General features: G+C 71.7%; 27 protein-coding genes. 18 read left to right on the top strand and 9 right to left on the bottom strand.

Annotated features, from left to right (window positions below; genetic code table 11):
- Positions 1-5 precede the first annotated feature (5 nt).
- From ACWEVS_RS34325 to ACWEVS_RS34300, 6 genes are read left to right on the top strand one after another with little or no spacing between them, the layout of a single operon-like run.
- The gene (locus ACWEVS_RS34325) at positions 6-944 is read left to right on the top strand and encodes a DUF58 domain-containing protein (RefSeq protein WP_449925273.1); all 939 of its coding nucleotides are present in this window, start codon (positions 6-8) and stop codon (positions 942-944) included.
- A gap of 40 nt (positions 945-984) precedes the next feature.
- Positions 985-1,932, top strand: coding sequence for a VWA domain-containing protein (locus tag ACWEVS_RS34320; RefSeq protein WP_449925276.1), 948 nt, complete (start codon positions 985-987; stop codon positions 1,930-1,932).
- A 20-nt stretch (positions 1,933-1,952) separates the two neighbouring features.
- Positions 1,953-2,543, top strand: coding sequence for a class I SAM-dependent methyltransferase (locus ACWEVS_RS34315; RefSeq protein WP_449925279.1), 591 nt, complete (start codon positions 1,953-1,955; stop codon positions 2,541-2,543).
- The gene (locus ACWEVS_RS34310) at positions 2,540-3,079 is read left to right on the top strand and encodes a TrmH family RNA methyltransferase (RefSeq protein WP_449925282.1); all 540 of its coding nucleotides are present in this window, start codon (positions 2,540-2,542) and stop codon (positions 3,077-3,079) included. The genes ACWEVS_RS34315 and ACWEVS_RS34310 overlap by 4 nt, the downstream gene beginning before the upstream one ends.
- A 46-nt stretch (positions 3,080-3,125) precedes the next feature.
- Positions 3,126-3,926, top strand: a complete 801-nt coding sequence (locus tag ACWEVS_RS34305; protein WP_452417371.1) for a glycerophosphodiester phosphodiesterase — start codon at positions 3,126-3,128, stop codon at positions 3,924-3,926.
- A gap of 10 nt (positions 3,927-3,936) precedes the next feature.
- Entirely contained in the window at positions 3,937-5,301 is a 1,365-nt protein-coding gene (locus ACWEVS_RS34300; RefSeq protein ID WP_452417370.1) for an MFS transporter, read from the top strand.
- A gap of 37 nt (positions 5,302-5,338) precedes the next feature.
- Here the strand turns inward: ACWEVS_RS34300 and ACWEVS_RS34295 are convergent, their stop codons facing one another.
- Entirely contained in the window at positions 5,339-5,881 is a 543-nt protein-coding gene (locus ACWEVS_RS34295) for a winged helix-turn-helix transcriptional regulator (RefSeq protein WP_449925290.1), read from the bottom strand.
- A gap of 74 nt (positions 5,882-5,955) precedes the next feature.
- Here ACWEVS_RS34295 and ACWEVS_RS34290 point away from each other — a divergent pair, with 74 nt between their 5' ends.
- The 4 genes from ACWEVS_RS34290 (at position 5,956) to ACWEVS_RS34275 (ending at position 8,468) form a co-directional block, all read left to right on the top strand.
- Entirely contained in the window at positions 5,956-6,456 is a 501-nt protein-coding gene (locus ACWEVS_RS34290; protein WP_354906934.1) for a nuclear transport factor 2 family protein, read from the top strand.
- Between the two features lie 4 nt (positions 6,457-6,460).
- Positions 6,461-6,589 carry a hypothetical protein gene (locus tag ACWEVS_RS34285; RefSeq protein ID WP_452554830.1) on the top strand — a complete coding sequence of 43 codons (129 nt, stop codon included), beginning with the start codon at positions 6,461-6,463 and terminating at the stop codon, positions 6,587-6,589.
- Positions 6,590-7,195: 606 nt separating this feature from the next.
- The gene (locus ACWEVS_RS34280) at positions 7,196-7,819 is read left to right on the top strand and encodes a hypothetical protein (RefSeq protein ID WP_449925296.1); all 624 of its coding nucleotides are present in this window, start codon (positions 7,196-7,198) and stop codon (positions 7,817-7,819) included.
- Between the two features lie 304 nt (positions 7,820-8,123).
- Positions 8,124-8,468 carry an RNA polymerase-binding protein RbpA gene (locus tag ACWEVS_RS34275; RefSeq protein ID WP_183661557.1) on the top strand — a complete coding sequence of 115 codons (345 nt, stop codon included), beginning with the start codon at positions 8,124-8,126 and terminating at the stop codon, positions 8,466-8,468.
- A 157-nt stretch (positions 8,469-8,625) separates the two neighbouring features.
- Here the strand turns inward: ACWEVS_RS34275 and ACWEVS_RS34270 are convergent, their stop codons facing one another.
- From ACWEVS_RS34270 to ACWEVS_RS34255, 4 genes are all read right to left on the bottom strand, one after another.
- Positions 8,626-9,120, bottom strand: a complete 495-nt coding sequence (locus ACWEVS_RS34270) for an FxsA family protein (protein ID WP_449925300.1) — start codon at positions 9,118-9,120, stop codon at positions 8,626-8,628.
- A gap of 151 nt (positions 9,121-9,271) precedes the next feature.
- Complete coding sequence (locus ACWEVS_RS34265) at positions 9,272-10,015, bottom strand: polyprenol monophosphomannose synthase (protein WP_449925806.1); 744 nt, start codon at positions 10,013-10,015, stop codon at positions 9,272-9,274.
- On the bottom strand, positions 10,015-11,565 hold the full coding sequence (lnt, locus tag ACWEVS_RS34260) for an apolipoprotein N-acyltransferase (RefSeq protein WP_449925302.1): 1,551 nt from the start codon (positions 11,563-11,565) through the stop codon (positions 10,015-10,017). The genes ACWEVS_RS34265 and lnt overlap by 1 nt, the downstream gene beginning before the upstream one ends.
- A 498-nt stretch (positions 11,566-12,063) precedes the next feature.
- Positions 12,064-14,292, bottom strand: coding sequence for a HelD family protein (locus ACWEVS_RS34255; protein ID WP_452554828.1), 2,229 nt, complete (start codon positions 14,290-14,292; stop codon positions 12,064-12,066).
- A 189-nt stretch (positions 14,293-14,481) separates the two neighbouring features.
- Between ACWEVS_RS34255 and ACWEVS_RS34250 the strand changes: the two genes are divergently transcribed.
- The 7 genes from ACWEVS_RS34250 to ACWEVS_RS34220 are packed head-to-tail and all read left to right on the top strand — an operon-like array spanning position 14,482 to position 21,964.
- Positions 14,482-15,681: an ROK family transcriptional regulator gene (locus tag ACWEVS_RS34250; protein ID WP_354906941.1), complete on the top strand. Its 1,200-nt coding sequence runs from the start codon at positions 14,482-14,484 to the stop codon at positions 15,679-15,681.
- A gap of 48 nt (positions 15,682-15,729) precedes the next feature.
- Positions 15,730-17,073, top strand: coding sequence for an extracellular solute-binding protein (locus ACWEVS_RS34245; RefSeq protein ID WP_449925308.1), 1,344 nt, complete (start codon positions 15,730-15,732; stop codon positions 17,071-17,073).
- On the top strand, positions 17,070-17,990 hold the full coding sequence (locus ACWEVS_RS34240; RefSeq protein WP_449925311.1) for a carbohydrate ABC transporter permease: 921 nt from the start codon (positions 17,070-17,072) through the stop codon (positions 17,988-17,990). The genes ACWEVS_RS34245 and ACWEVS_RS34240 overlap by 4 nt, the downstream gene beginning before the upstream one ends.
- Positions 17,987-18,874, top strand: coding sequence for a carbohydrate ABC transporter permease (locus ACWEVS_RS34235; RefSeq protein ID WP_449925314.1), 888 nt, complete (start codon positions 17,987-17,989; stop codon positions 18,872-18,874). The genes ACWEVS_RS34240 and ACWEVS_RS34235 overlap by 4 nt, the downstream gene beginning before the upstream one ends.
- On the top strand, positions 18,871-20,130 hold the full coding sequence (locus tag ACWEVS_RS34230) for a 6-phospho-beta-glucosidase (RefSeq protein WP_452554826.1): 1,260 nt from the start codon (positions 18,871-18,873) through the stop codon (positions 20,128-20,130). The genes ACWEVS_RS34235 and ACWEVS_RS34230 overlap by 4 nt, the downstream gene beginning before the upstream one ends.
- Positions 20,127-21,098 carry an N-acetylglucosamine kinase gene (locus tag ACWEVS_RS34225; protein WP_452554824.1) on the top strand — a complete coding sequence of 324 codons (972 nt, stop codon included), beginning with the start codon at positions 20,127-20,129 and terminating at the stop codon, positions 21,096-21,098. Before ACWEVS_RS34230 ends, ACWEVS_RS34225 begins: the two co-directional genes overlap by 4 nt.
- Before the next feature lie 44 nt (positions 21,099-21,142).
- Positions 21,143-21,964: a PIG-L deacetylase family protein gene (locus tag ACWEVS_RS34220; protein ID WP_449925322.1), complete on the top strand. Its 822-nt coding sequence runs from the start codon at positions 21,143-21,145 to the stop codon at positions 21,962-21,964.
- Between the two features lie 37 nt (positions 21,965-22,001).
- Here ACWEVS_RS34220 and ACWEVS_RS34215 read toward each other — a convergent pair whose 3' ends face one another.
- From ACWEVS_RS34215 to ACWEVS_RS34200, 4 genes are read right to left on the bottom strand one after another with little or no spacing between them, the layout of a single operon-like run.
- A complete protein-coding gene (locus ACWEVS_RS34215) occupies positions 22,002-22,451 on the bottom strand; it encodes an Lrp/AsnC family transcriptional regulator (RefSeq protein ID WP_354906948.1) in 450 nt (149 codons plus the stop codon).
- Between the two features lie 24 nt (positions 22,452-22,475).
- On the bottom strand, positions 22,476-23,066 hold the full coding sequence (locus tag ACWEVS_RS34210; RefSeq protein WP_354906949.1) for a GTP-binding protein: 591 nt from the start codon (positions 23,064-23,066) through the stop codon (positions 22,476-22,478).
- Complete coding sequence (locus ACWEVS_RS34205) at positions 23,047-23,406, bottom strand: DUF742 domain-containing protein (protein WP_354906950.1); 360 nt, start codon at positions 23,404-23,406, stop codon at positions 23,047-23,049. Before ACWEVS_RS34205 ends, ACWEVS_RS34210 begins: the two co-directional genes overlap by 20 nt.
- Positions 23,403-23,807: a roadblock/LC7 domain-containing protein gene (locus tag ACWEVS_RS34200; protein ID WP_354906951.1), complete on the bottom strand. Its 405-nt coding sequence runs from the start codon at positions 23,805-23,807 to the stop codon at positions 23,403-23,405. The genes ACWEVS_RS34205 and ACWEVS_RS34200 overlap by 4 nt, the downstream gene beginning before the upstream one ends.
- A gap of 1,532 nt (positions 23,808-25,339) precedes the next feature.
- Here ACWEVS_RS34200 and ACWEVS_RS34195 point away from each other — a divergent pair.
- Positions 25,340-26,359: a polyprenyl synthetase family protein gene (locus tag ACWEVS_RS34195; RefSeq protein ID WP_452554822.1), complete on the top strand. Its 1,020-nt coding sequence runs from the start codon at positions 25,340-25,342 to the stop codon at positions 26,357-26,359.
- The last annotated feature ends 74 nt before the right edge of the window (positions 26,360-26,433 follow it).

Below are 26,433 nucleotides of genomic sequence, written 5' to 3'. Positions count from 1 at the left end.
GCGCCGTGACGAACCAGGCCGAGCAGGCGCTGCGCAGGCTCGAGCTGACGGTCATCAGGAAGCTCGACGGCCTGCTGCACGGCCAGCACGCCGGCCTGCTGCCGGGTCCGGGCAGCGAGGCCGGCGACAGCCGCGTGTACGTGCCGGGCGAGGACGACGTGCGGCGCATGGACTGGGCGGTGACGGCCCGCACGACGATCCCGCACGTGCGCGACCTGATCGCCGACCGGGAGCTGGAGACGTGGGCGCTGGCCGACCTGTCGCCCAGCATGGACTTCGGCACCGCCGGGACCGACAAGCGCGAGCTGGTGGTCGCGGCGATCGGCGCGATCGGGTTCCTGACCAGCCGGATGGGCGACAGGTTCGGGGCGCTGGTGCTGCACGACGACGCGCTGCACCGGATGCCCGCCAGGACGGGCCGCCCCGCCCTGTACGGCCTGCTGCACTCGCTGGCCGGCGCGCCGCGCGGCCGGGCCGTACCGGACGCCCCCGACCTGGCGGAGGGCATCGACGTGCTGGCGGCCATGCGCAGGCGGCACGGGCTGCGGGTGGTGGTCTCCGACTTCCTCGACGCGCACCCGAGCCTCGACCCGGACGCCGAGCGGGTGTGGGAGCGGCCGATGAGACGGCTGGCCGCCCGCCACCAGGTACTCGCGGTCGAGGTGATGGATCCCCGCGAGCTGGAGCTTCCGGACGTCGGCACGGTGGCGTTCACCGACCCGGAGACTGGGCACGTAAGCGACGTACACCTCTCGCCGCGGGTACGCGCCGCCTACGCCGAGGCGGCCGCCCTGCAGCGGGAGGGCACCCGGGCCGCGCTGCGCAGGGCCGGGGTGGCCCACCTGGTGCTGCGCACCGACCGGGACTGGGTCTTCGACATCGCGCAGTTCACGCTGCGCCAGCGGCGCATGGCGCACCTGGCACACCGGAGGGCGGGTACGTGAGCGAGCATCACGCGGCAGGCGGCAGGGAGCAGGAGGGTCCGTGACGTTCCTCGCGCCGGCTTATCTGTGGCTGTTCGCCCTGGTGGCGCTGGTGGTCGCGGCGTACGTGGCCGCGCAGTTCGGCAGGCGCCGCTACACGGTGCGCTTCACCAACCTGGCGCTGCTGTCGCTGGTGGCCCCGCGCGCGCCGGGATGGCGGCGGCACGTGGCCCCGCTGCTGTTCCTGCTCATGATGAGCCTGCTGGTGGTGGGCGCGGCCAGGCCCGCCGACCAGGTCCGGGTGCCGCGCGACCGGGCCACCATCATCGTCGCGCTGGACGTGTCGCTGTCGATGGACGCCAACGACGTGCAGCCCAGCCGCATCGCGGCCGCCAAGGTCGCCGCGCAGTCGTTCGTCCGCGGGCTGCCCGAGCGCTTCAACGTGGGCCTGGTCTCCTTCGCCCGCTCCGCCAACGTGGTCATCTCCCCCACCACCGACCGCCCCGCCGTCGTCACCGCGCTGGCGAACCTGTCCACCAGGCCGGGCACCGCGATCGGCGAGGCGGTCTTCAACTCGCTGGAGTCGATCCGCTCCTTCGACCAGCGCGCGGTCACCGACCCGCCGCCGGCCGCGGTCGTGCTGCTGTCCGACGGCGACAACACCTCGGGCCGCTCGGTGAACGAGGCCATCGACGCCGCCAAGCAGGCCAGGGTGCCGGTCTCCACCATCGCGTACGGCACGCAGGACGGCACCGTCATGATCGACGGGCGGCCGGTGACCGTACCGGTGAACAAGGCGACCCTGCAGTCGCTGTCGGAGGGCACCGCGGGCCGCGCCTACTCCGCCGAGTCGGGCAACGAACTGCGCGAGGTCTACGAGCAGATCGGCACCTCGCTCGGTTTCAAGACCGTCAGCCAGGAGATCAGCCAGTACTTCATCGTCGCGGCGATCGTCGTCGGCCTGCTGGTGGCGGCCGCGGCCATCCTGCTGGGCCATCGCATTCCCTGAGGGCGGTAACGTTTTCCCACGTGGCCCACTACTTCGAGGAGCAGCCGCAGGCGGCGAGCAGACCCGCGTCCGTCGACCTGGTCCTGCCCGACCTGCACCTGCGGCTGGAGACCGACAGGGGCGTCTTCTCCCCCGACCGGATCGACCTCGGCACCCGCATCCTGCTGGAGAGCGTGCCGAAGCCGCCGCAGGAGGGCGACCTGCTCGACCTGGGCTGCGGCTACGGCCCCATCGCGCTGACCATGGCCACCCGCGCGCCGGGGGCGACCGTCTGGGCCGTCGACGTCAACCGCCGCTCGCTGGAGCTCACCCAGCGCAACGCCGAGGCCGCCGGCCTGGCCGGGGTGCGGCCGGCGCACGTCGACGAGGTCCCCGAGGAGCCGCGTTTCGCCGCGATCTGGTCCAACCCGGCCATCCGCATCGGCAAGCAGGCGCTGCACGAGATGCTGACCCGCTGGCTGACCAGGCTGACTCCCGACGGGGTGGCCTACCTCGTGGTGCAGAAGCACCTCGGCTCCGACTCGCTGCAGCGCTGGCTGTCCGAGCAGGGCTGGCAGGCCACCCGCCACACCTCCCGCGCCGCGTACCGAATCCTGAAGGTGACCCGATGAGAAAGCAGCTGCGCCCGACCGACGTCAAGCGGCTCAACCGCACGTGGCGTCGCAGCACGGAGAACCGTCTGTCGATGATCATCGAGTCGGTGACGGGGCCGTTCAACATCGGCTCGATCTTCCGCAGCGCGGCCGCGTTCGGCGTCGACCAGATCTGGCTGGCCGGCAACGCGACCCCGCCCACCAACCCGAAGGCGGGCAAGACCGCGCTCGGCACCGACCGGCTGGTGGCCTGGAAGGACGCCGTGCCCGTGCTCGACGCGGTGCGCGAGGCCAAGGACGGCGGCTACACCGTCGTCGCCATCGAGCTGACCGGCGAGGCGCGGCCGCTGCACAGGACCAACCTCGACCGCGACGTGTGCCTGGTGGTCGGCAGCGAGGACCACGGCTGCTCGCCTGCCCTGCTGGAGGCCGCCGACCTGGCCGCCTACATCCCGCAGGTCGGCAGGGTCGGCTCCTTCAACGTCGGCGTGGCCGCCGCCATCGCGCTGTCGGAGGCGCGCCGGCAGGAATGGAGTAAATTGCCCGAGTCGTAACCAGGGTGACATGACGGGCCGGGCTCACAACCGGCATACTCGCCGTGTGTTCAGCCGTCGCTTCGCCTTCCTTGATCATCCCGGCCCGCTGGCCTTCGCGCACCGCGGCGGCGCCCTCGAGGGGCACGAGAACACCGCCGCGGCCTTCGAGCGGGCGGTCGAGCTCGGCTACACCTACCTGGAGACCGACGCCCACGCCACCTCCGACGGCGTGCTGCTGGCCTTCCACGACCACACCCTCGACCGGGTGACCAGCCATCGGGGGAAGATCGCCGAGCTGCCGTACCGGGTCGTCAGGCACGCCCGCATCGGCGGCGTCCACGACATCCCGCTGATGGAGGACCTGATCGGCTCCTTCCCCGAGGCGCGCTTCAACATCGACGTCAAGGAGGCGGGCACGATCGAGCCGCTGGCCGCGATGGTCAGGCGGACGAACGCCTACGACAGGATCTGCCTGACCTCCTTCTCCGACGAGCGGCTGGCCAGGGCGCGCGCCGCGATGGGCCGCGAGGTCTGCTCGGCGCTCGGCCCCCGCGGCGTGGCCGCCCTGCGCGCCGCGGCCACCACCTCCGGCTACGGCCGCGTGCTGGCCAGGCTGGCCCGCTCCGGCGTGCCCTGCGCGCAGGTGCCGGTCGGCTTCCGCGGGCTGCGCGTCACCACCCGCTCCCTGGTGCGTACGGCGCACGCCCTCGGCATGCAGGTCCACGTGTGGACCATCAACGACACCCTGCGCATGGACCAGCTCCTCGACCTGGGTGTCGACGGCATCATGACCGACAACATCTCCGGCCTGCGCGAGGTCCTCGACCGGCGCGGCCTCTGGCACCCCGGCCAGCTCGCAGCCTAGGAGTTCTCCCTTGGCAGTCCCCTCCTCCCCTGCCGTCTCCGACGACTCCCCCGCCGCCCGCCGCCGAGAGCAGCGCGGCTGGTACTGGTACGACTGGGCGAACTCCGCCTTCCCCACCACCGTGCTGACGGTCTTCCTCGGGCCGTACCTGACCGACATCGCCGAGACGGCGGCGGCCGGCGCGCCGTACGTGGACGTGCTCGGCATGGACGTGCGGCCCAGCGCCTACTACTCCTTCGTGGTCGGGGTGGCGGCGGTGCTGCAGATCGTGCTGATGCCGATCGCGGGCGCGCTGGCCGACCACACGGGGCGCAAGAAGGAGCTGATGGGCTTCTTCGCCATGCTGGGCGCGGCGGCGACGGTCTGCTTCTGGTTCGTCAGCGACGGGCGCTACCTGCTGGGCGGCGCGCTGTTCCTGATCGCCAACGTCGGGTTCGCGTGCGCGTTCGTCATCTACAACTCCTTCCTGCCGGAGATCGCCACGCCCGCCGAGCGCGACCGGGTCTCGGGCATGGGCTGGGGCTTCGGCTACCTGGGGGGCGGGTTGCTGCTGGCCGTCCACCTGGTGCTGTTCCTGCGGGCCGAGTCCTTCGGCCTGGACGGGGCCACCGCGGCGCGCATCGCGCTGAGCTCGGCCGGGCTGTGGTGGGGCGGCTTCACGATCATCCCCTTGCTGCGGCTGCGCAACAGGCGCGGCGAGATCGCCACGGGAGAGACGGCGGGGCAGGCGGTCGTGGGCAGCTTCCGCCAGCTCGGCAGGACCGTGATGGGCCTGCACCGCTACCCGCTCACGCTGGCCTTCCTGGTGGCCTACCTGCTCTACAACGACGGCGTGCAGACCGTCATCTCCTTCTCGGCGACGTACGCCGACAAGGAGCTGGGCCTGGACAAGACCGTGCAGATCGCCGCGATCCTCATGGTGCAGTTCGTGGCGTTCGGCGGCGCCCTGCTGCTCAGCCGCCTGGCGACGCTGCTCGGCGCCAAGCGGGTGGTGCTGGCCGCGCTGGTGGCCTGGACGGCGGTCGTGTGCGTGGCCTACTTCCTGCCCAGGGGCTCGGCCACGGCCTTCTTCGCGCTGGGCTTCGCCATCGCGATCGTCATGGGCGGCACCCAGGCGCTGTCGCGCTCGCTGTTCTCGCACGTGATCCCGCGCGGCAAGGAGGCCGAGTACTACAGCCTCTACGAGATCAGCGACAAGGGCTCGACCTTCCTCGGCTCGTTCACCCTCGGCCTGGCGCTGCAGCTGACCGACAGCTACCGCCTCGGCATCGTCTCGCTGGTCGTCTTCTTCGTGCTCGGCGGCGCGCTGCTGGCGGCCGTCAACCTGCCCCAGGCGATCCGCGCGGCGGGCAACGAGGTGCCCGAGCGGGTCTGAACCCCCGCCCGCCACAACCCTGGTCCGACCTGCCGGACTAGCCGCGCTCCGGCTCGCCGGACGACCTCGGGTCCGGCCCGCCGGGGCGCCGCCGGCCCAGGCCCGCCGGGGTGGCCAGCACCATCGTGCCGGGGCCCTGGGCGGCGCCCGGGCCCGGCAGGACCGTGATCGTCTCGGCGGTCGCCTCGCCGCCGCAGTGGGGGCAGGTGACCACGGGCGTGAACAGCTCCCCGCAGGAGTGGCGCAGCAGCGCGGGCGGACCGCCGGGCGGGGTGGACCACTTGTCTCCCCAGGCCATCAGCGTGACCAGTGCGGGCACGATCTCGCGCCCCGCCTCGCTCAGGTGGTACTCGTGGCGCACCGGCCGTTCCTGGTAGGGCCGTCGCTCGACCACGCCCGCCTCGACCAGCCGCTCCAGCCTGGCGGTCAGCAGGTTGCGGGAGATGCCCAGATCCTGCGCGAGCTCGTCGAACCTGCGCACGCCGAGGAACAGGTCACGCAGGATCAGCGGCGTCCACGGCTCGCCGACGACCCCCACCGCCTGCGCGATCGAGCAGTGCATGTCCCCGAACCTGTTCATGACCCCAGCATAGTCAGTTGCTAAAGTGAACCTTAGCAAGTTCACATTCAGGACTAACCTGACCGGAGGTCACGATGAGCATCGCACTCCCCTACCGGGAAGCAGGAGAGAAGAAGGACCTCGACGCGCTCATGGCCACCCTCGCCCCCGAGGTGGTCTTCCACTCCCCGCTCAGCGCCCGCGCCGGCTTCCACCGCCGCGACGAGGTGCGCGCCCTGTTCGGTGTCGTGTTCTCCGTGATCGACGGGCTCCGCTACCACACCGACGTGGGCGACGACCGGACCCGCATGCTCGCCGCCACCGCCTCGCTCGGCGCGACCACGATGGAGGAGGCGGCCCTACTCAGATTCGGCGACGACGGGCTGATCACCGAGATCACTATGTTCGTCCGGCCACTGCCCGCCCTCACCAGGCTCATGGCCGCGCTCGGGCCTGGACTGGCCAGGGCCAAGGGCAGGAACGGCCTGGCCGCGCTGGTCGGCGCGGCGACGGGGCCGCTGGTGTTCATGACCGAGAGCGGCGACAGGACGCTGGTACCGCTCGTCACCAGGGCGTCGCGGCGCAGGCCACAATGAGGACATGCCGCTGAAGGCCCTTCTCGCCGAGGACATGCACATCCTGCGCGAGGCCCTGGCCGAGCTGCTCTCGCACGAGGACGACCTCGAGGTGGTGGCCGGCGTCGCGCCGCCCTCGGCGACTCCACGGTAAGGGCCACACCGGGCGCGGGCCGCCCGCCGGCCGCCTGCCCCTGCGCCCTGGAGCCGCCTGCGCCGGGATCCGTCTCCGGCCGGATGCCCGGCACCCGGACCGTGGCCGGCGCGCTCCTGGCGAGCTCGACGGCGCCGTCCACGTCGCCGTTCCTGAGCAGGAAGCCGATCGCCGTCAGGTCGTCGCGAAGGCGCCGCCCCAGCTGCCTGTGGACCCGGTCCCGCTCGGCCGCCAGCGCCTGGGCGGCCAGGTCGCCCCTGGCCCCGTGGAGGTGTTCGACCGTGGCCGCCAGCGAGGCCAGCCCGAAGACGATCAGGCCGTTGTCGACGGTCACCGACACGTACCACAGCGCGACCAGGGGGCCGGCGCCCAGCGCGATCCCGGCACCGGCCGCTGCGGCCACCCCCGACGCCAGGAGCCAGCCGTACCGGCCGGGCCAGCAGATTGTGGCACTACTGCATGACGTCTTCATGGGCGACCCTGAGAGCACATCCCCATATGCAGAGCGTCAATCACTGAAGAGAGCACCGCTCTTGACAGCGTCGCTCCCAAACGAGAGCATTGCTCTCACAGGAGAGCACCTCCCCCTTCACCTTTGGAGTCCCCGTGAAGCTCACCCAGGCGGCCTATGCCGTCACCGGCGTTCTCTTCCTCGTGTATCCGGCCGTGCGCCCGTCAGGGGACGACGCCGCGGCCATGTCGGCCACCGCGTGGGTGCTCGGCCACCTGGCGGCCATGATCGGATTCGTCCTGCTCGGCCTGGCCGCGCTCGGCCTGCACCGGATCCTGAAGGACCGCCTCTCCTTCCGGGCCGCGGTGGTGACCTGGACCGGGGCGGGCCTCACGCTCCCCTACTACGGCGCCGAGGACTTCGGCCTCCACGTGATCGCCCGGCGGGCGCTGCGGGACAACACGCCCGCGCTGATGGAACTGGCGGGCGAGTTCCGCTACGACCCGCTGGCGGCGACGATGTTCGCGCTCGGTCTCGCGCTGCTGGGCGTCGGAGCGATCATGACGGCGGTGTCCGTGTGGCGGTCGGGAACGCTGCCCGCGTGGAGCGGCGTGCCGCTGGCCGCGGGGTTCGCGCTGTTCATCCCCCAGTTCTTCGCGCCGCTCTACGCGCTGCGCATCGCGCATGGCGCGCTGATCGCGGTCGGCGGGCTGTGGCTGGCGATCGCGCTGGCCAAGGGCCGTTCCGCGGCGCCCGTCGAGGCGGCCGTGCCGGCCTGAGGCGGCCACGCCGCGACGGCAGGAGGGCGGAGGAGCGAGTACGGCACCGCGCGGATCCGTCCACCGCGTCGCGCGGCGCGTGAGACAGCAGGGGCGACGGTGTCCGACGCGCTTGACGAGGCCAGGGCTACGACAGCCGGGATCGGCGTGCCCACCGACGATCTCGCCGGGCGCCGGTGAAACCCCTCATCGCAAAAAGCGCGATTGGATCACCCCTTGGGTGGGAATCCACTCACGGTATCAAGCGTTAGACACCGTGGGAGACAGACCCCCCCGACGGGGGCCCTGTAGGAGGCATTAAAACATGGGCGAGCGCGCACTTCGTGGCACCAGGCTCGGGGCAACCAGCTACGAGAACGACCGTAACACGGATCTGGCCCCGCGCCAGGAGGTGTCCTACACCTGTTCGAAGGGGCATCGCTTCGAGGTTCCGCTTGCAGCCGAGGCAGAGATCCCCGCGACCTGGGAGTGCCGCATGTGCGGCGCGACCGCGGTCCGCGTGGACGGCGAGCTACCCGAGGCCAAGAAGGCGAAGCCACCGCGGACGCACTGGGACATGCTGCTGGAGCGGCGGTCCATCGAAGACCTGGAAGAGGTGCTCAACGAGAGGCTGGCGATCCTTCGCGCGCAGCGACGCAAGAGCGCCTGACCTCCTCACGGTGACGCTGGAACGCCCCGGACCGCAACGGTCCGGGGCGTTTTCCATGCCCACCGGTTCGTCAGCCAGGGGCCGGCCAGGGCCCGCCGAGTGGCCCCCAGGCCGCCGCACCCACGGCTTGCGGTGGGGCGAGCGGCCCGCGGTGCGGTCAGTCCTCGCGCAGCACCTCGCCGTGCACGACCTTGCCGTCGGGCGTGCCCGTGCCGCCGCCGGCGAAGCCGTCGGTACGCGGGAACGGCACCCCGAGGTTCGCGTACGGCGAAGCGGCCGCCATCGCCTTGACCCGCCGCGCGAAGAACCACGAGCCGAACCGCCGCATCGCCGGCCGCGTGAACGGCAGCACGCACAGGAACCCGAACACGTCGGTGAGGAAGCCGGGCGTCAGCAGCAGCGCGCCGCCGACCAGGATGAGACCGCCGTCGGCCAGCTCCTTGTCGGGCATCCGTCCCGACTGGAGCGACTCCTGCAGGCTGCGCCACGCCCTGCGGCCCTCGCGGCGCACGAGCCAGGCGCCGAACAGGCTGTCGGCGATCAGCAACGCGACCGTGGCCCAGCCACCGATCACCGATCCGACCTGGATGAGCAGCCAGATCTCCAGGACAGGGACGACCAGGAAGGCCAGGAAGAGCAGGAGCCGGACCATCGTTTCCTCATTCGCGCGAGCGGAAGGCGTTCACCTGGTAGTAACGCCCGTCGCCCCGTGGACGTTCCACGGCCACCGAAGGCCCAGGGAAGCCCGGGGGGACTTCAGGGACGCCCCGGGGACTCAGGGGACGCCCCGGGGGGAAACGTCGTCAGCGGTGGCGGCGCAGGCGGGCGGGCAGGCCGGTGACGCCCCAGACGCCGACGCGCCAGAACGCCTCGTACATGACCTTGCCGCTCATCTTGCTGGTGCCGTGGGTCCGCTCGACGAACGTGATCGGCACCTCCACGACCCGCAGCCCGTGCCTGGCCGTCCGGAGGGTGAGGTCGACCTGGAAGCAGTAGCCCTGCGACTCCACGTCGGCCAGCCCGATCTTCTCCAGCGCCGCGGCCCGGTAGGCGCGGAAGCCGGCCGTGGCGTCGCGGACCGGCAGCCCGAGCATGAGCCGCACGTAGACGTTGGCGCCCCTGGACAGCAGCTCGCGGTGGCTCGGCCAGTTGAGCACCTTCCCGCCCGGCACCCAGCGCGACCCGATCACCAGGTCGGCGCCGTCGGCGAGGGCGGCGAGCAGCTTGTGCAGCTCCTCCGGCTGGTGGGAGCCGTCGGCGTCCATCTCGACCAGCACGTCGAAGCCCTGGGCCATGCCCCAGTGGAAGGCGTCGATGTAGGCGGCGCCGAGGCCCTGCTTCTCGGGCCGGTGCAGGACGTGGATGTGGTCGTCGGCGGCGGCCAGCTCGTCGGCGACCTCGGAGGTGCCGTCGGGGCTGTTGTCGTCGGCGATCAGCAGGTGCGCGTCGGGCAGCGCCGTGCGGAGCCGTCCGGCGATCAGGGGGAGGTTCTCCCGCTCGTTGTAGGTGGGGACGACGACGAGCACCCGGCCGAGCGTCTGCTCCATCATCGATCCTCTCCCCTGCGGCGCCAGGCGGCCACGCCGATCGCGACCGCTCCTACTATCAACAGTGCCCACTCAGGTGCGGCGCCCACGCGCGTGGCGATCGTCGCCCGCGTGCGCACGGGAACCTTGACGACGTTCGTGGCGGCGACGCGCTCCTTCGTCTGCCAGGCGACCTTACCGTCAGGAGTGACATATGCGGAGATTCCGGTGGTCGCCGCGGTGACCACCGCCCTGTTGTGCTCGACGGCGCGCAGCTGCGACATGGCCAGCTGCTGGGGCGGCAGGTTCGACAGCGCGTAGGTGGCGTTGTTGGTCTGGACGACGAGCGGGGTGCCGCCGGCCCGGACGGTGTCGCGCACCACCCCGTCGAAGGCGACCTCGTAGCAGTTGACGGCGCCGATGGTCACCGGGCCCATCCGCAGGTCGCCCGGCCTGTCGCCGGCCACGGACTGCCTGCCGACCAGGTTGGCCCGCTCGAACAGGGCCAGGAAGATCTCCTTGAACGGCGTGTACTCGCCGAACGGCACCAGCTGCTGTTTGTCGTAGTAGGCGCCGGGCCCGGTGACCGGGTCCCACACGAGGCTGCGGGTGGCGCGGTTCTCGTCGCCGATCGCCACGACCGCGCCCACGAGGGTCGGCACGCCGACGTCCTTGACGGAGGCGTCGATGATCTGGCGGGCCGTCGCGTCGCGGTAGGGGTCGATGTCGGTGGAGTTCTCCGGCAGGACGACCAGGTCGGGCTTGGGCAGCCGGCCCTCGCGCACGGCCCGCGCGAGCTCGTGCGTGCCGTTGGCGTGGTTGCGCAGCACGATGGCCGGCTCGTCGCCGAGCGCGTACATCCCCTGCCCCGGCACGTTGCCCTGCACGATGCCGATGTTGACGCTCCTGCCCTCGTCGGCGGGGCGCGGGACGGCCGGCCCCAGCAGAGGTACGGCCAGCGCCAGCGCCACGGGCACGACCCGCCTGGCCCGCCCGGCCCGCCCGGCCCGCACGACGGCGCAGGCCAGCAGCGCCCCGCACAGCGCCACCGCGAACGAGACGAGCGGCACGCCGCCCAGCGCGGCGAACCCGGTGAACGGCGTCTCGCCCTGGCTGAAGGCCACCCGCGCCCACGGGAACCCGCCGACGGGGAACAGGCTGCGCGCCCACTCCATGGCCACCCACAGGGCGGCGAACCACAGCGGCCACAGCGGCAGCCGCATCACCAGGGCGGCGGCCGCGGCCATGGCTGCGTAGAAGAGGCTCTCGACGGCCACCAGAGCAAGCCAGGCGTCCAGGCCGATCGGCCTGACCCAGGCCAGCGCCGGCAGCAGGAAGACGAGCGCGGCCACGTAGCCGAGCCAGGCGGCGCGGCGGGGGCGGCAGCCGTACAGGCTGAGGGCGACCAGGCCGATGCCGAGTGGCGCGCACGGCCACCAGCTGAGCGGCGGGAAGGCCAGGAACAACAGCAGGCCGCCGAGAGCCGCCGCGGCGAGCCTGCCCCACAGCAGCCGTCGGGGGGCGCCGTCCGGCCCGGTGGGCGCCGTGACGCCCTGCTTCTCCTGCACCACGGCCGGGGTTCTCCTCGCCAGTCGCATCCTGATGCGGGAAACGCTACCGCCCGAGGCGGCCGACCCCCAAAGGAAGGCACTGGCAGGGTGATCCCGTGGCAGACGGATGCCATGGGATCACCCGCTAGCGGTGTGATCCGAGCACACGGGAGCGGGAAGAGGGCCCGGAAACCCTTCGGACCGGATCCGTCTCGTCGGCGGCGAGCGCGGGGTTCCGTTGTCTACTGGGCGACCGGGCCCGTCCCGGGTCCAACCCCCCGCCCGGTTGGGGTGCCCCGACTCGACGGACCGACGGCCCTGCACCTGGCTGTATGGACGGAGTCACGCTCCGTCACGGACGCAGGGTCCGACGATGTCAGAGACGGCCAACCGGCCAAGTCCCGTGCTGGACTGGGCAGCAAACTACCGACTCCAACTCAGATGTCAACCGTGTCCCGATCAGCGGAAACCTCAAGTTTTCGCAGCTAGGACATGCTCGGCGAGCTCAGTCTAATGCGCTCATCTCCCCGCGAGTCCGCGAAGCGGCTCGGGCAGCGGGCCCTCGTGGACGACGCCGAGGCGCTGGGTGGCCCGCGTGAGCGCCACGTACAGGTCGCTGGCGCCGCGCGGCGACTGGCCGAGGATCTGGCCGGGCTCGGCGACGATCACCGAGTCGAACTCCAGGCCCTTGGCCTCGGTGACGCCGAGCACGGCCACGGCGGCGTCGAGCGCGTCCCTGCCGGTGGCGCCGCCGGCCATCTCGGCCACCTTGTCCAGCAGCGCGTCGGGGGCGAGCACGGCGACCCTGCCGCCGTCGCCGGCCTCCTGGCGCGCCAGCTCGGGCAGGTCGGACAGCGGCGCGGACCACGGCCGCGCGCCGCTGTCCCGCACGGAGGTGGGAGCGCGCAGCGCGGGGTCGATGGTGGCCAGCACCCGCGAGGCGACCTCCATCAGCTCCACGGGGGTGCGGTAGTTGATGGTGAGGGTCTCCTCCCGCCAGCGGCCCGCGACATACGGGTCGAGCACCTGGCCCCACGAGCGGGCGCCGGCGCTGGAGCCGGTCTGGGCGATGTCGCCGACGATGGTCATCGACCTGGTGGGGCAGCGCCGCATGACCGCCCGCCACGCCATCGGCGACAGTTCCTGCGCCTCGTCGACGATCACGTGGCCGTAGGCCCAGGTGCGGTCGGCGGCGGCCCGCTCGGCCGTCGTCAGGTACGGCTGGTCGCCGCGCTGGCGCTCGGCCAGCCGCTCGGCGTCCATGACGTCGGACAGCCCGGTCAGCTCGAGCACCTCGCGCGCGTAGGCGAGCTCGGCCTCCCGCTCGCTCTCCTGGGCGGCGCGGGCGGCGGCCAGCTCCTCCTCCGCCTGCAGGGCGCTGGCGCGCAGCACCTGCTCGTCGATCTCGCCGAGCAGTTCGGCGGCCTCGTCGAGCAGCGGCACGTCCGACTCGGTCCACTCGGTGGACGAGCGGCGCAGCAGGGCGCGTTCCTCACGGCTGAGGCCGGCGGCGGCGTAGTCGAGGCGTTCGGCCGAGCCGTACAGGCCGAGCAGCAGCCGCTGCGGGGTCAGGTAGGGCCACAGCCGGTTGAGCGCGCTCTTGACCACGGGCTCGGTGCGCAGGTCCTCGCGCAGGTCGGCCAGTTCGTCGTCGTCGATGAGGCCCTTGCCGAGCTTCTTGGCCAGCTGCCTGGCCAGCGCGTTGAGGATCGTGCGGACGAACACCGCGCGCGCCTGGTTGTGGCTGCGCCGCGAGCGGATCGCCTTGTTCCTGGCGTTGTCCAGCATGCGCTGGTCGAGGGTGAGCGTCTGGCGGCCGAGAGGCAGCTCGATCGGCTGGCGCGGCACCCGCTGCCGGTCGCGGACGGCACGCGCGATGACCTCGGCCATCCGCACGTCCCCCTTGACGGCGGCGACCTCGGGCCGCTCCCTGGCGGTGGCGCTGACGCCGGGGAAGAGCTCGCCGACCGTCGACAGCAGCACGTCGGTCTCGCCGAGCGAGGGCAGCACCTGCTCGATGTAGCGCAGGAAGGTCAGGCCGGGGCCGAGAATGAGCACGCCGCGCCGTTCGAGCCGCTCGCGGTGGGTGTAGAGCAGGTAGGCGGCCCGGTGCAGGGCGACGACGGTCTTGCCGGTGCCCGGCCCGCCCTGGACCACCAGCACCCCGTTGAGGTCGGCGCGGATGACGCGGTCCTGCTCGGCCTGGATGGTGGCCACGATGTCGCGCATCCGTCCGGTGCGCTTCTCGTCGAGGGCGGCCAGCAGGGCGGCCTCGCCGTTCAGCGTGGCCCGGTCGTCGTCGCTGAGGCCGTCGAGGTCGAGCAGGTCGTCGTCGACGCCGACCACCGTGCGGCCGCGCGTCTGCAGGTGGCGCCGGCGCGTCACGCCCATCGGGGAGGTGGGGGTCGCCCGGTAGAAGGGCTGGGCGACGGGGGCGCGCCAGTCGATCAGCATCCGGTCCTGCTCGTCGTCGCTCAGGCCGAGCTTGCCGATGTAGAGGCGGCCCTCCTCGACGTGGTCGAGCCGGCCGAAGACCAGGCCCCGCTCGACCGCCCACAGCCGGGCCAGCCTGGCGGCGTACATGCCCGCGAAGGAGTCGCGTTCGGACCTGTTCTGCTGGGTGCCGACCGCCCCGGTTGCCAGCACGTCCTTGAGCTGCTGCTGCGTTCGCTCGCGGAGGACGTCCAGACGTCCGTACAGCCGGGAGACGTACTCCTGCTCTCTGGCCACCTCGGTTTGACGAGTCATGGCCGTACCGTTAATGTTGGTAGTAATGGGACGCTCCGGGCCTTTCTTACTGTTGTGGCAACAAATCGCTACCTTATCAGGTCCGTTGAGCCGCTGACATCACGTCTTCATCTCACCGCTTGACTGTATGGCTTCTTCACGTCCATTGTGAGTTAGGAAAGTTTCCTAACTCCAATGGGGTGACAACGCGTGAGCGGTCCGGTTCCTGGAACTCCCAGCCTGTTGCGCGCGATCAACGACCGCGCCGCGCTCCAGGCGTTGCTGGACCGCGGGCCGCTGACCAGGCCCGAGATCGGCACGCTCACCGGGCTGTCCAAGCCGACCGCCTCGCAGCTGCTGTCACGGCTGCAGGAGGCCGGCCTCGTGGTGCTCGACGGCATCAGGGAGGGTCTGCCGGGCCGTACGGCCGAGCTGTACCGGATCAACCCGGCCGCGGCGTACGTGGCCGCGCTCGACGTCGCCCCCGACCGCATCGAGGCCCGCGTCGCCGACATCACCGGTGAGATCGTCGGCTCGCACGTCCTGCCCACCTCCCGCCGCCCCGCCGACAGCCTCATCGACCGGCTGCGCGCCGCCCTCGAGGGGGCCGGCTCGCCGGGACCGCTGCGCAGGGTCGTCATCGGCGTCCAGGCCGCGATCGACCCCACCACGGGCCGCCTCGGCTACGCCACCGCCAAGGACATGCCGGGCTGGCAGATCCCCAACCTGGTGCCGACCCTCAACGCGGGCCTCGGCGTGCCCGTCGACGTGGAGAACAACGTCAACCTGGTGGCCGTGGCCGAGCAGGCCCACGGGGCCGCGCGCGACCACCAGGACTTCGTACTGCTGTGGGCCGACGAGGGCATCGGCTCGGCCGTCGTGCTCGGCGGGCGGATGCACCGCGGGGCGACGGGCGGCGCGGGCGAGGTCGGTTACATGCCCGCCCCCGGCGCGCCGACCGCGCGCGAGGCGGGACACTACGCCAACCACGGCTACCAGGCGCTCACCGGCGGCCCCGCCGTGCTCAGGCTGCTGCGCTCGTACGGCGTGCGCGGCACCGACTTCCGGCAGGCCGTCACGGCGGCGGTGCGCGCGGCCGCCGGCACCGGCAAGAAGGCCGACGACGCCCGCGCGGGCCTGCGCGACATCGCCGCCCGCCTGGCCGTGGGCCTGGCGGCCATCACCAGCGTGCTCGACCCCGGGCTCATCGTGATGACCGGCGGCATCGTGCTGGCCGGCGGCGAGACGCTGCGCGAGCTCATCGAGCACGAGCTGCACGCGCTGACCATCCCCCGCCCCGCCGTACGGCTGTCGAGCGTCGAGGGCAACCCGGTGCTGGCCGGCGCCCTCGACCTCGCCCTCGACACCACACGTGAAGAGGTCTTCAGCTCCACCGTTCCCACCGCATAGAAGCAGCTCCACCGTTCCTACCGCAGAGAAGCAGGGAGGCACCCCCCAGTGCGTTTCGTCCCAGTTGCGGCCGCAGGGCTCACCGCTCTCGCGCTGACCGCGTGTACGGCGGGCAAGGAGGCGCCGCCCTCGCTCGGCGCCCAGCCGAAGCCCTCGGGCGCCGCCTCGCAGGCACTTCCCCCGGCCACCATCGAGCTCTGGCACGGGTTCCAGACCGACGCCGAGGTCAAGGCCTTCGACGAGGCGATCGCCGGCTTCAACAAGAAGTTCCCGCAGATCACCGTCAAGGTCACCAAGGCCGTCCAGGACGACCAGATCACCCAGGCCATCCGCAGCGGCAAGGCGCCCGACGTGGCCGCCTCCTTCACCACCGACAACGTGGCCCTGTGGTGCAAGACCGGCGCCTTCCAGGACCTCACGCCGGTCATCAAGCAGGACGGCATCGACCTGACCGTGCTGCCGGAGGCCTCGCGCTCCTACACCGAGTTCGGGGGCAGGCGCTGCACGATGCCGCTGCTGGCCGACGCCTACGGCCTCTACTACAACAAGGCCCTCATGAAGGGCAACGAGCCGCCCAGGACGCTGTCGGAGCTGACCAGGCTCACCAAGGAGCTGACCGTCAGGAACGCCGACGGCACCATCAAGGTGGCCGGCTTCGTCCCCAGCTTCCAGTACTACGAGAACTCCCCCTCCCACCTCGGCCCGATGGTCGGCGCGAAGTGGTACAACGAGGACGGCACCTCGGCCATCGGCACCGATCCCGCCTGGAAGCAGCTGCTGACCTGGCAGAAGGAACTGGTCGACTGGTACGGCTACGCCAACCTCGAGAAGTTCCGGCGCAGCCTCGGCGACGAGTGGGGCTCGGCTCACCCGTTCTTCAAGGGCCAGGTCGCGATGATCCTCGACGGCGAGTGGCGCAACGCCATGATCGCCAACGACTCCAAGGCCAAGTCGCTCGACTACGGCACGGCCCCGCTGCCCGTCGCCGACGACAAGCCCGAGCTGTACGGCAGCGGCTTCACCGCCGGCACCGTGATCGGCGTGCCGAAGGGCGCCAAGAACCCGCAGCACGCCTGGGAGCTGATCAAGCACCTCACCACCGACACCGACAGTCTGGTGACGCTATCCAACGCGCTGCGCAACGTGCCGACCACCAAGGCGGCGATGGAGTCGCCGCGGCTGGCGGCCGACGCCAACTTCAAGACCTTCCTCGGCATCTTCGCCCACCCGAAGACCAGCACGCTGCCCGCGTCGGTCAACAGCGTCTTCAACCAGGACGCCTTCTCCACCTTCCTGACCAGCTGGGAGAAGGGCGCGGTCACGGACCTCGACGCCGGGCTGAAGGGCGTCGACAAGCGCATCAACGACAAGCTGAAGCTGTCAGGCGGATGAGAGCCAGGCCGAAGCGGCGGGAGGGCCTGCGCGCCCTCCTGTGGCTCTCCCCGTGGATCGCGGGCTTCTCGATCTTCTTCGTCTACCCGCTGATCTCTGTCGTGTACTTCTCCTTCACCGACTACGACCTGTTCACGCTGAAGTGGGCAGGCCTGGACAACTGGCGCTACCTCCTGCAGGACGAGCGGGTGTGGATCTCGGCCAAGAACACGCTGTGGCTGGTCGTCTTCATGGTGCCCGCGCAGGTGCTCTTCTCGCTGGCCGTCGCCCAGTTGCTCACCAAGGTGAAGGCGGGGGCGGGCTTCTTCCGCACCGTCTTCTACCTGCCGACGCTGGTGCCGATGGTGGCGGGCACGGTGGCGTTCGTCTTCCTGCTGAACCCGCTCGGCCCGACGAACCAGATCCTGTCGTGGATCGGGATCAGCGGCCCCGACTGGTTCGGCGACCCGTCGTGGTCCAAGCCGAGCCTCACCATGCTGGCCCTCTGGGGCTGCGGCAACACCATGGTGATCTTCCTGGCGGCGCTGCTCGACGTGCCCAGGCACCTGTACGAGGCGGCGGCGATCGACGGCGCCGGCTCCTGGCGGCAGTTCCGCAGCATCACGCTGCCGACGATCTCGCCGGTGCTGATGTTCTCGGCCGTCACCGCCGTCATCTACGCCCTGCAGTACTTCACGCAGGCGATGATCGCCTCCAGGGTCGCCTCGGGCGCCACCGACTCGGCCGGCAGCACGTTCACCCCCGGCTATCCCGAGCAGTCGCTGCTGACGCTGCCGCAGTGGCTGTTCCACGTGGGCTTCCGCGACTTCAGCATGGGCTACGCCTCGGTGCTCGCGCTGGTGCTGTTCGGCACGTCCATGATCTTCACCCTGATCCTGCTGCGCCAGTTCCGCAAGGCCGAGGAGGTCCTCTCGTGAGCACCACGCTGACCGCCCGGCAGCCGGCCGGGACGATACGGCCGGCGCGGGTGCGGGCCGGCCGGCGCAAGGCGCTGAGCTGGATCGCCACCCACGCGATCGCGGTGGCGCTGGCGGTGATGTTCCTGGGGCCGCTCGTGCTGGTGGGCCTGACCGCGCTGATGAGCGACGAGCAGGCGCTGACCGGCAACCTGTGGCCCGAGTCGTTCGCCTGGTCCAACTTCGCCGACGTCTTCGCCCGCTCGCACCTGCTGGGCTGGACGCTCAACACGCTCATGTACGCCGGGCTCGGGACGCTGTTCATGCTGCTGTCGTCGGTGCCGGTGGCCTACGCGCTGGCCAGGTTCCGCTTCCGCGGCAGGCGGCTGGCCTTCCTGCTGGTGATCGCCACGATGATGCTGCCGCCGCAGGTCGTCGCGGTGCCGATCTACCTGGTGTGGGCCAGGGTCGGGCTCACCGACACGCTGTGGCCGCTCATCCTGCCGATGCTGCTGGGCGACGCCTTCTCCATCTTCCTGCTGCGGCAGTTCCTCATCACGATCCCGCGTGACTACACCGACGCGGCCAGGGTCGACGGCTGCTCGGACCTCCGCACGCTGGTCAGGGTGATCCTGCCCATGGCCAGGCCCGCGATCGCCGCGGTGGCGCTGTTCCAGTTCTTCTACTGCTGGAACGACTACTACGGCCCGCTGCTCTACACCGGCATCAACCAGGACAACTGGACACTGTCTCTCGGCCTGGCGACGTTCAAGGCCTTCCACAGCGTGCAGTGGAACCTGACCATGGCCGCCACCCTCCTGGTGACCATGCCGGTGATCATCGTGTTCTTCTTCGCCCAGAGAGTCTTCATCGAGGGCGTCACATTGACAGGAGTGAAGGGTTGAAACTCGCCGTTGTCGGGGGCGGCTCGACGTACACACCGGAGCTGATCGACGGTTTCGCCCGGCTGCGCGACGAGCTGCCGCTCACCGAGATCGCGCTCGTCGATCCGGACGTCGCCCGCCTGGAGCTGGTCGCGGGGGTCTCGCGCAGGATGCTGGCCCGCGAGGGGCACCCGGCGACGGTGACCGCCACCTCCTCCGTCAGCGAGGGCGTGGCCGGCGCGCAGGCCGTGCTGTTCCAGCTGCGCGTGGGCGGGCAGGCCGCGCGGGAGGTCGACGAGACCCTGCCGCTGCGGTGCGGCTGCGTGGGCCAGGAGACCACCGGCGCGGGCGGCCTGGCCAAGGCGCTGCGCACCGTGCCGGTGGTGCTCGAGCTGGCCGAGCAGGTGCGCCGCCACGCGCCCGAGGCGTGGATCGTCGACTTCACCAATCCCGTCGGGATCGTGACGCGCGCGCTGCTCGACGCCGGGCACCGCGCGATCGGGCTGTGCAACGTCGCCATCGGCTTCCAGCGGCGCTTCGCCGGATACCTCGGCGTCGCGCCTGAGCGGGTGTCGCTCGGTCACGTCGGGCTCAACCACCTGACATGGGAGCGCTCCATCCTGGTCGACGGCGCCGACGTGCTGCCCGCGCTGCTGGCCCGGCACGGGCAGGAGATCGCCGACGACCTCAGGCTGCCGGTCGAGCTGGTGCGCCGGCTGGGCGTGGTGCCCTCCTACTACCTGCGCTACTTCTACGCCCACGACCTGGTGGTCGAGGAGCAACGGGCCAAACCCTCGCGGGCCGCCGAGGTGGCCGCGATGGAGGCCGAGCTGCTCCGGCTGTATGCCGACCCCGCCGTCGACACCAAGCCCGAGCTGCTGGAGCGGCGGGGCGGCGCGTTCTACTCCGAGGCGGCCGTGGCGCTCGTCGCCTCGCTGCTCGGCGACCGGCGCGACGCCCAGGTCGTCAACGTGCGCAACGGGGGGACGCTGCCGTTCCTGCCCGACGAGGCGGTCATCGAGGTGCCCGCCACGATCGGGGCGGCGGGAGCCGTACCGCTGCCGATGCCGGCGGTGGAGCCGCTGTACGCGGGCCTGATCGCGGCCGTGTCGGCCTACGAGAGCCTGGCCCTGGAGGCCGCCCTGCGCGGCGGCGAGGACAGGGTCCGCAACGCGCTGCTGGCCCACCCGCTGGTCGGCCAGGAGGCCGTCGCGGGCGAGCTGACCCGCCTGCTGCTCGAGGCCAACCGGGCGCACCTGCCGTGGGTGGTGTCGTGAGGACCGTGCTCGCGGTCGACGGCGGCAACAGCAAGACGGACGTGGCGCTCGTGGCCGAGGACGGCACCGTCCTGGCCACCGGCCGCGGCGGGGCGTTCCTGCCGCAGAGCGCGGGTGTGAGCGCGGCCGCCGACGTCGTGGAGGAGACCGTACGGCAGGCCCTCGGCCCGTCGCAGGGGCCGCCGTACGCCGATCTGCTGGCCGCCTACCTGGCGGGGGCCGACCTGCCGGCGGAGGAGGAGACGCTGAGCGACGAGTTCGCCGCGCGCTCCTTCGCCGGTGAGGTCGTGGTCGGCAACGACACCTTCGCCCTGCTGCGCGCCGGGGCGTCGGGCCCCTGGGGCGTGGCGGTGGTGTGCGGCGCCGGGATCAACGCGGTGGGCATCTCGCCCACGGGCCAGGTCGCCCGCTTCCCCGCCCTCGGCAAGATCAGCGGCGACTGGGGCGGCGGGCTCGGTCTGGCCGAGGAGGCGCTGTGGTACGCCGCGCGGGCCGAGGACGGCAGGGGCGCGCCCACGGAGCTGGCCTCCCTGGTCAAGGAGCACTACGGCACGTCCACGGTCGAGGAGGTGGTGCTCGGGCTGCACCTCGGCGACCTGGAGCAGCTCAGCCTGCACGGGCTGACGCCGGGGCTGTTCCGGGTGGCCGCGGCCGGCGACGCGATCGCCAGGTCGCTGGTCGAGCGGCAGGCCGAGGAGATCGTGGTGATGGCCGAGGTCTGCCTGCGCCGCCTGGAGCTGCTGGAGACGCCGACGGAGGTGGTGCTCGGCGGCGGCGTGCTGCGCGCGCGTGACCCGATGCTGAGCGAGCTGCTCGACGAGCGGTTCGCGGCGCGGGCGCCGCAGGCCAAGCTCGTGGTCTCCGACCTGCCGCCGATCGTCGGCGCCGCGCTGAACGGGCTGGACCTGCTCGGTGCGGGCGAGGCGGCCAAGGCCCGCCTGCGCGGGCACTACGGCGGCACCCTCTAGGCTAACCGTCTGGAAAGTATCCAGACGGTTTACCCGGAGGCAGCATGTTGCGCACCCTGGTCGTCGGCGCACACCCCGACGAGCCCGAGATCTACGCGGGAGGCACGGCCGCGCTGCTGGCCAGGGCGGGGCACGCGGTGAAGTTCCTGACGCTGACCAACGGCGACGCCGGTCACCACGAGATGGACCGGGCGCCGCTGGCGGCGCGCAGGGCGCAGGAGGCATGGCGCGCCGCCGACGCGCTCGGCGTGATCGCCTACGACGTGTGGGACACCCACGACGGCGAGCTGGAGGCCACCGTCGCGACCCGCGCCAGGGTGATCGCGGCCATCCGCGGCTGGCGCGCCGACGTCGTGATCGCCCTCCACGGCCACGGTCCCGGCCACCCCGACAACCGCGCGGCCGGGCGCCTGGTGGAGGACGCCGTCGCCTTCGTCACCAACAGGAACGTGGCCGCGGGCGGGCCGCCGCTGCCGCGCCCGCCGCTCTGCCTGGTCATGACCGACTACGCCGCGGCCGCCTTCCACCGGCACGAGATCGCCGTGGACGTCGACGAGGTGCTGGAGGCCAAACTGGACGGCTGCCTGGCGCACGCCTCGCAGTTCCTGGAGTACGCGCCATGGCAGCGCGGTTTCGCCGACCAGGCGCCCGCGGCGGGCGACACCGCGGCGGGACGCGCGTTCGTGGCCGAGCACTGGGCGCGGTTCGTGGCCGCCCCGGAGGCGGCGCGCCCCGCGCTGCAGGAGCGCTACGGCGCCGGCCACGCCGCGGCCGTCCGGCACGCCGAGACCTTCGAACGGGCGGCCTACGGGCGGCAGATCGGCGAGGAGGAGCTGCGCAGGCTGCTGCCCGTCTTCGGCGCCTGACCCGCGACGCCCGCTCCCGCGCCGCCCCCGGCGGCCGTCAGGTCTCCTCCAGCTCCGGCGGGCGATGCTCGTACGGCGTGCTGAGCACCACCGTCGTGCGCGTGGAGACGTTCGCGGAGGCGCGGATGTGCTGCAGCAGCTCCTCCAGCGCGATCGGGGAGGCGACGCGCACCTTGAGGATGTAGCTCTCCTCCCCCGCCACGCTGTGGCAGGCCTCGATGGCGCTCAGATGGGCCAGCCGCTCGGGGGCGTCGTCCGGCGCGGCCGGGTCGATCGGTTTGATCGACACGAACGCGGTCAGCGGCAGCCCGATGGCGTCGTGGTCGACCAGCGCGGTGTAGCCGCGCACGACGCCGCGCTTCTCCAGGCGGCGGACCCGCTGGTGCACCGCCGAGACGGACAGTCCGGTCTCCCTGGCCAGGTCGGTGAAGCTCATCCGGCCGTCTCTGGCCAGGAGCGTGACGATCCGGCGGTCGATCTCCTCCATCCGATCAAAAATAGCGGGAGATGGTCACGGCGTGGTCCCGACGGGGGCGCGCAGCTTCATCGCATGCTCGACCAGTGTGATGAGCACCTCGCGGCTGGAGTCGCGCTTGCGGGCGTCGCACAGCACGATCGGGATCGACGGGTCGAGGCCGAGCGCCAGCCGTACCTCGGCCAGCTCGTAGACGGGCGCGCTCTCGAAGCAGTTGACGGCGACCACGAACGGCGTGCCGCGCCGTTCGAAGTAGTCGACGGAGGGGAAGCAGTCGGCCAGGCGGCGGGTGTCGGCCAGGATGACCGCGCCGAGCGCGCCCAGCGCCAGCTCGTCCCACACGAACCAGAACCGCTCCTGCCCCGGCGTGCCGAACAGGTAGAGCATGTAGTCGTCGCCCATGGTGATGCGGCCGAAGTCCATGGCGACGGTCGTGGTGCGCTTGGCCTCCACGCCGAAGGTGTCGTCGACGCCCGTGGAACGGTCGGTGAGCGTCTCCTCGGTGCGCAGCGGCCTGGTCTCGGAGACCGAGCCGACCATGGTCGTCTTGCCCGCACCGAAGCCGCCGGCGATGAGGATCTTGACAGCGGTCGGCAGCCGCCGCCGATCAGAGCGACCGAAGACCATCGAGCACCGCCCTGTACATTCTCTCGTCTTGCATGTCCACCTCGGGTTGAGGATCTTGCACGGTGACGAACCCCTGGTCGAACAGGTCACCCAGCAGGACACGGATCGTGCCCGCCGGCAGGTCGAGGGCGGCGGCGATCTCCGCCACGGAGACCGGCTCGCGGCACAGCCTGGCGATCGACAGGTGCTCGGGGTCGAGGCCCGCGCCCGGCCCCGGCGGTTCGCCTGCCGCGACGGCCAGCGAGATCAGGTCGAAGGAGCCCCTCACGGGTTCGGTACGGCCGCGCGTCACCACATACGGTCTGACGATCTCGGGGTCGACCCACTCCTCCTCCGTCATCGCGCCGCCTCTCCTCTCGCGGGAGAGGTCAGGTACTGGCCGACCCTGGCCACGAGCATGGCCATCTCGTAGGCGACCAGCCCGATGTCGGAGTCCTGCAGGCACAGCACGGCCAGGCACGCGCCCTCGCCTGCGACGGTCACGATGAGATAGCGGGAGCGCCACTCCACGACCGTCTGGCGCACGGCTCCCCCGCCGACGTGCTCGCTGACGCCCTTGGCCAGGCTCTGCAGCCCTGAGGCGACGGCCGACAGGTGCTCGCCCTCGGTTCTGTCCAGGTCCCTCGACGAGGCCATGAGCAGGCCGTCCGAGGAGAGCACGATGGCGTGCTCCACCTCCCCGACGCGGTCCGCCAGATCGTCGAGAAGCCAGTTCAGATCGGTTGTATGGCCTGCTCTCACGCCTCTCCCTCGGTCAGCTTGGCCGCCTGCGTCCGGCCCGGACGGGTACCCGACCGGAACGCGCCCATGATCGCGCGCATTCCGTGGTCGTGCTGCTCCTGCGGTGACATGGCCTCCTCGGTGACGGGCGCGGCGCCTCGAGCCCGGATGCGAGTCGGGGGCGGAACGGCGGCCCGGGGCAGGTGCGCACCGTCGCGCGGCGTGGCGGGGGCGGGGGCGGGGGGGAAGGCGGCGCGCGGAGTGGACAGAGCCTCTGCTCGCGACCGCGCGCCACGCACGTGCGCGAGCGAGACGTTTTTTACCACAGGACGATCACGCACCCGGCGCCTCACCACTCCAGATACCCTAGCAACGCCACATTTTTCACTCAAGCTGCAACAATCTGTAAAAGTCTCAATTACCGCATTTAATGGTATTTAGTAGCGCACCAATTCAAGATCGTATCAGCACGCCGCCCCTCAGGTCGCCCCCTCCCCAGGAGCACCGGGAGCGCTCTCTCTCGCACGTCCCTGGTTCGGCGGCTGTGCCCGGCCACCATCGCGCCGCCTACCGTTGCGGGACCTTCCGGGACGCATCGCCGCCGGCGCTCTCCCCGGTGGTCCCCTGCGCCGGCAGCGGCCATGATGCTCGGCCATCCCGCCCCGAAGCGTTCGGGCCTGCCCAGCAGAGCCGCGGGCACCGCTACCTTCAGCCGGTCCCACACGACCCGGAACAGCACCCCACCCTGGCCCGCCCCACTCGAACCGCGACACCACCCACCGTCAAGCCCTCCCCACTCGAACCGGGACACCACCCACCGTCAGCCCGCCCTACTCGAACCGGGACACCACCCACCGTCAGCCCGCCCACCCCGCCGCCCAGCCCACCCGCACGTGCCCCACCCGACCCGAGCGGCCCACCCTCGACCAGTCCACCGGACCCGAACCCCGTCCCACCCTCAGCCCACCCGACCCGAGACGCCACCCCACCCTCAGCCCGCCCGACCCGAGACGCCGACCACCCTCGACCAGTCCCACCCGACCCCGAGACGCTCTCGACCCGCGACCTGGCGGCGGCGCCTACGTCATCGGGCCCGGCAGCATCGGCCCCGCCCGGCCGGCAAGGTCGCCCCAGTCGGCGCAGCAGCGTCGGCCATGCAACGCAAGCGGGGCATGGCGGGCAGGGTCGGCCCTGCCCTACGAGCTCGTCGCCCCCAGCCGGACATACCCCGACCAAGCGGAAGAGCTCGCACATCGCGCGAACCGCCCCGCGAGATCCCCTCCCCAGGGGCGGCGAGGCCAGAGGTGAACGGGGTGCCATAAGCTGGCACAAACCCAGAGATATCCACCGCGAAGATCCGCCCAGTGATGGTTTCGACCTCCACGTCCGGCAAGGGGCGACGAGCCCTCGAGGGCCGGGCGGCCAGTCGACGTTTTCCGCCCACTTCGCATACTTCATGATTGTTCGCGCGGAGTATCGCATGACTGCCGTTACTTATGGAGGTTGGAGTTTCATGGCGATTGATGGCCTCCTGCCGGTGCATCGGAGGATCCATGGCTGAGTACGCCCTTCCTGCCGAGATCCTCGCCCGCTGCCGGGAGCTGCTGGAACCCGCCATGCGCGCGGCGGTGGCCGACCTGCACCCGTGGGGCGAGCGAATGGCCGCCTTCTCCCTGGGCTGGTCCGACATCGACGGCACACCCATCCGCGGCGACGCGGGCAAGGGGCTGCGACCCGCCTTGGCGATGCTGTGCGCGCAGGCCGCGGGCGGCACGTTGGAGACCGCCGTGCCGGGCGCTGTCGCCGTGGAGCTCGTGCACGCCTTCTCGCTCGTCCATGACGACATCATCGACAGCGACGAGCGCCGCAGGCACAAGCCGGCCGTGTGGAAGGCCTACGGCGTGGGCCCCGCCATCCTGGCCGGTGACGCGCTGCTGGCCCTGGCGATCAGGGCAGTGGCGACCGGCCCGCACGCCGCCGCCACCACGGAATGGCTGTCGGCGGCCCTGGTACGGCTGGTGCACGGGCAGACGCACGACATGGCCTTCGAGGAACGACCGTGGACCGGCCAGGACGCGGTGAGCGTGGCCGAGTACACGGGCATGGCCGCCGACAAGACGGGCTCGCTGCTGGCCTGCGCCGCCGCTCTCGGCGTCACCCTCGCGGGCGCGCCCGAACCGATGGCCCGGCGGATGCACGACATGGGCCTCGAGCTGGGCCTGGCCTTCCAGATGGTGGACGACGTGCTCGGCATCTGGGGCGACCCCGCGCACACCGGCAAACCCGTCTTCGGCGACCTGCGGCGCAGGAAGAAGACGCTGCCCGTGCTGGCCGCGCTCGCCTCGGACTCCACCGCGGGCCGCGAGCTGTCGGCGCTGCTGGCCTGCGGCGCCGACGACGAGGACACGATACGGCTGGCCGCCGACCTCATCGACGCGGCGGGCGGCCGGACGATGACCCTCACCATGGCCGCCGACCACGCCTCGCGGGCGCTCGACATCCTCGACCGTGCCTTCCCCTCGGCCACGGAGCTGCGCGCCCTGTGCACCTCCCTGCTCGACCGCACCCACTGATCCCGCACCGGGCCGCGTGACGCGCACGTCAGGCGGCCCGCCGGTCAGGCAGGCCCAGGGCCCCTTCCCGAGCG

The organism is Nonomuraea sp. NPDC003754 (assembly GCF_053605785.1).
The sequence above is the reverse complement of the archived record's forward strand: the minus strand, read 5'-3'. Positions and strand labels throughout refer to the sequence as shown.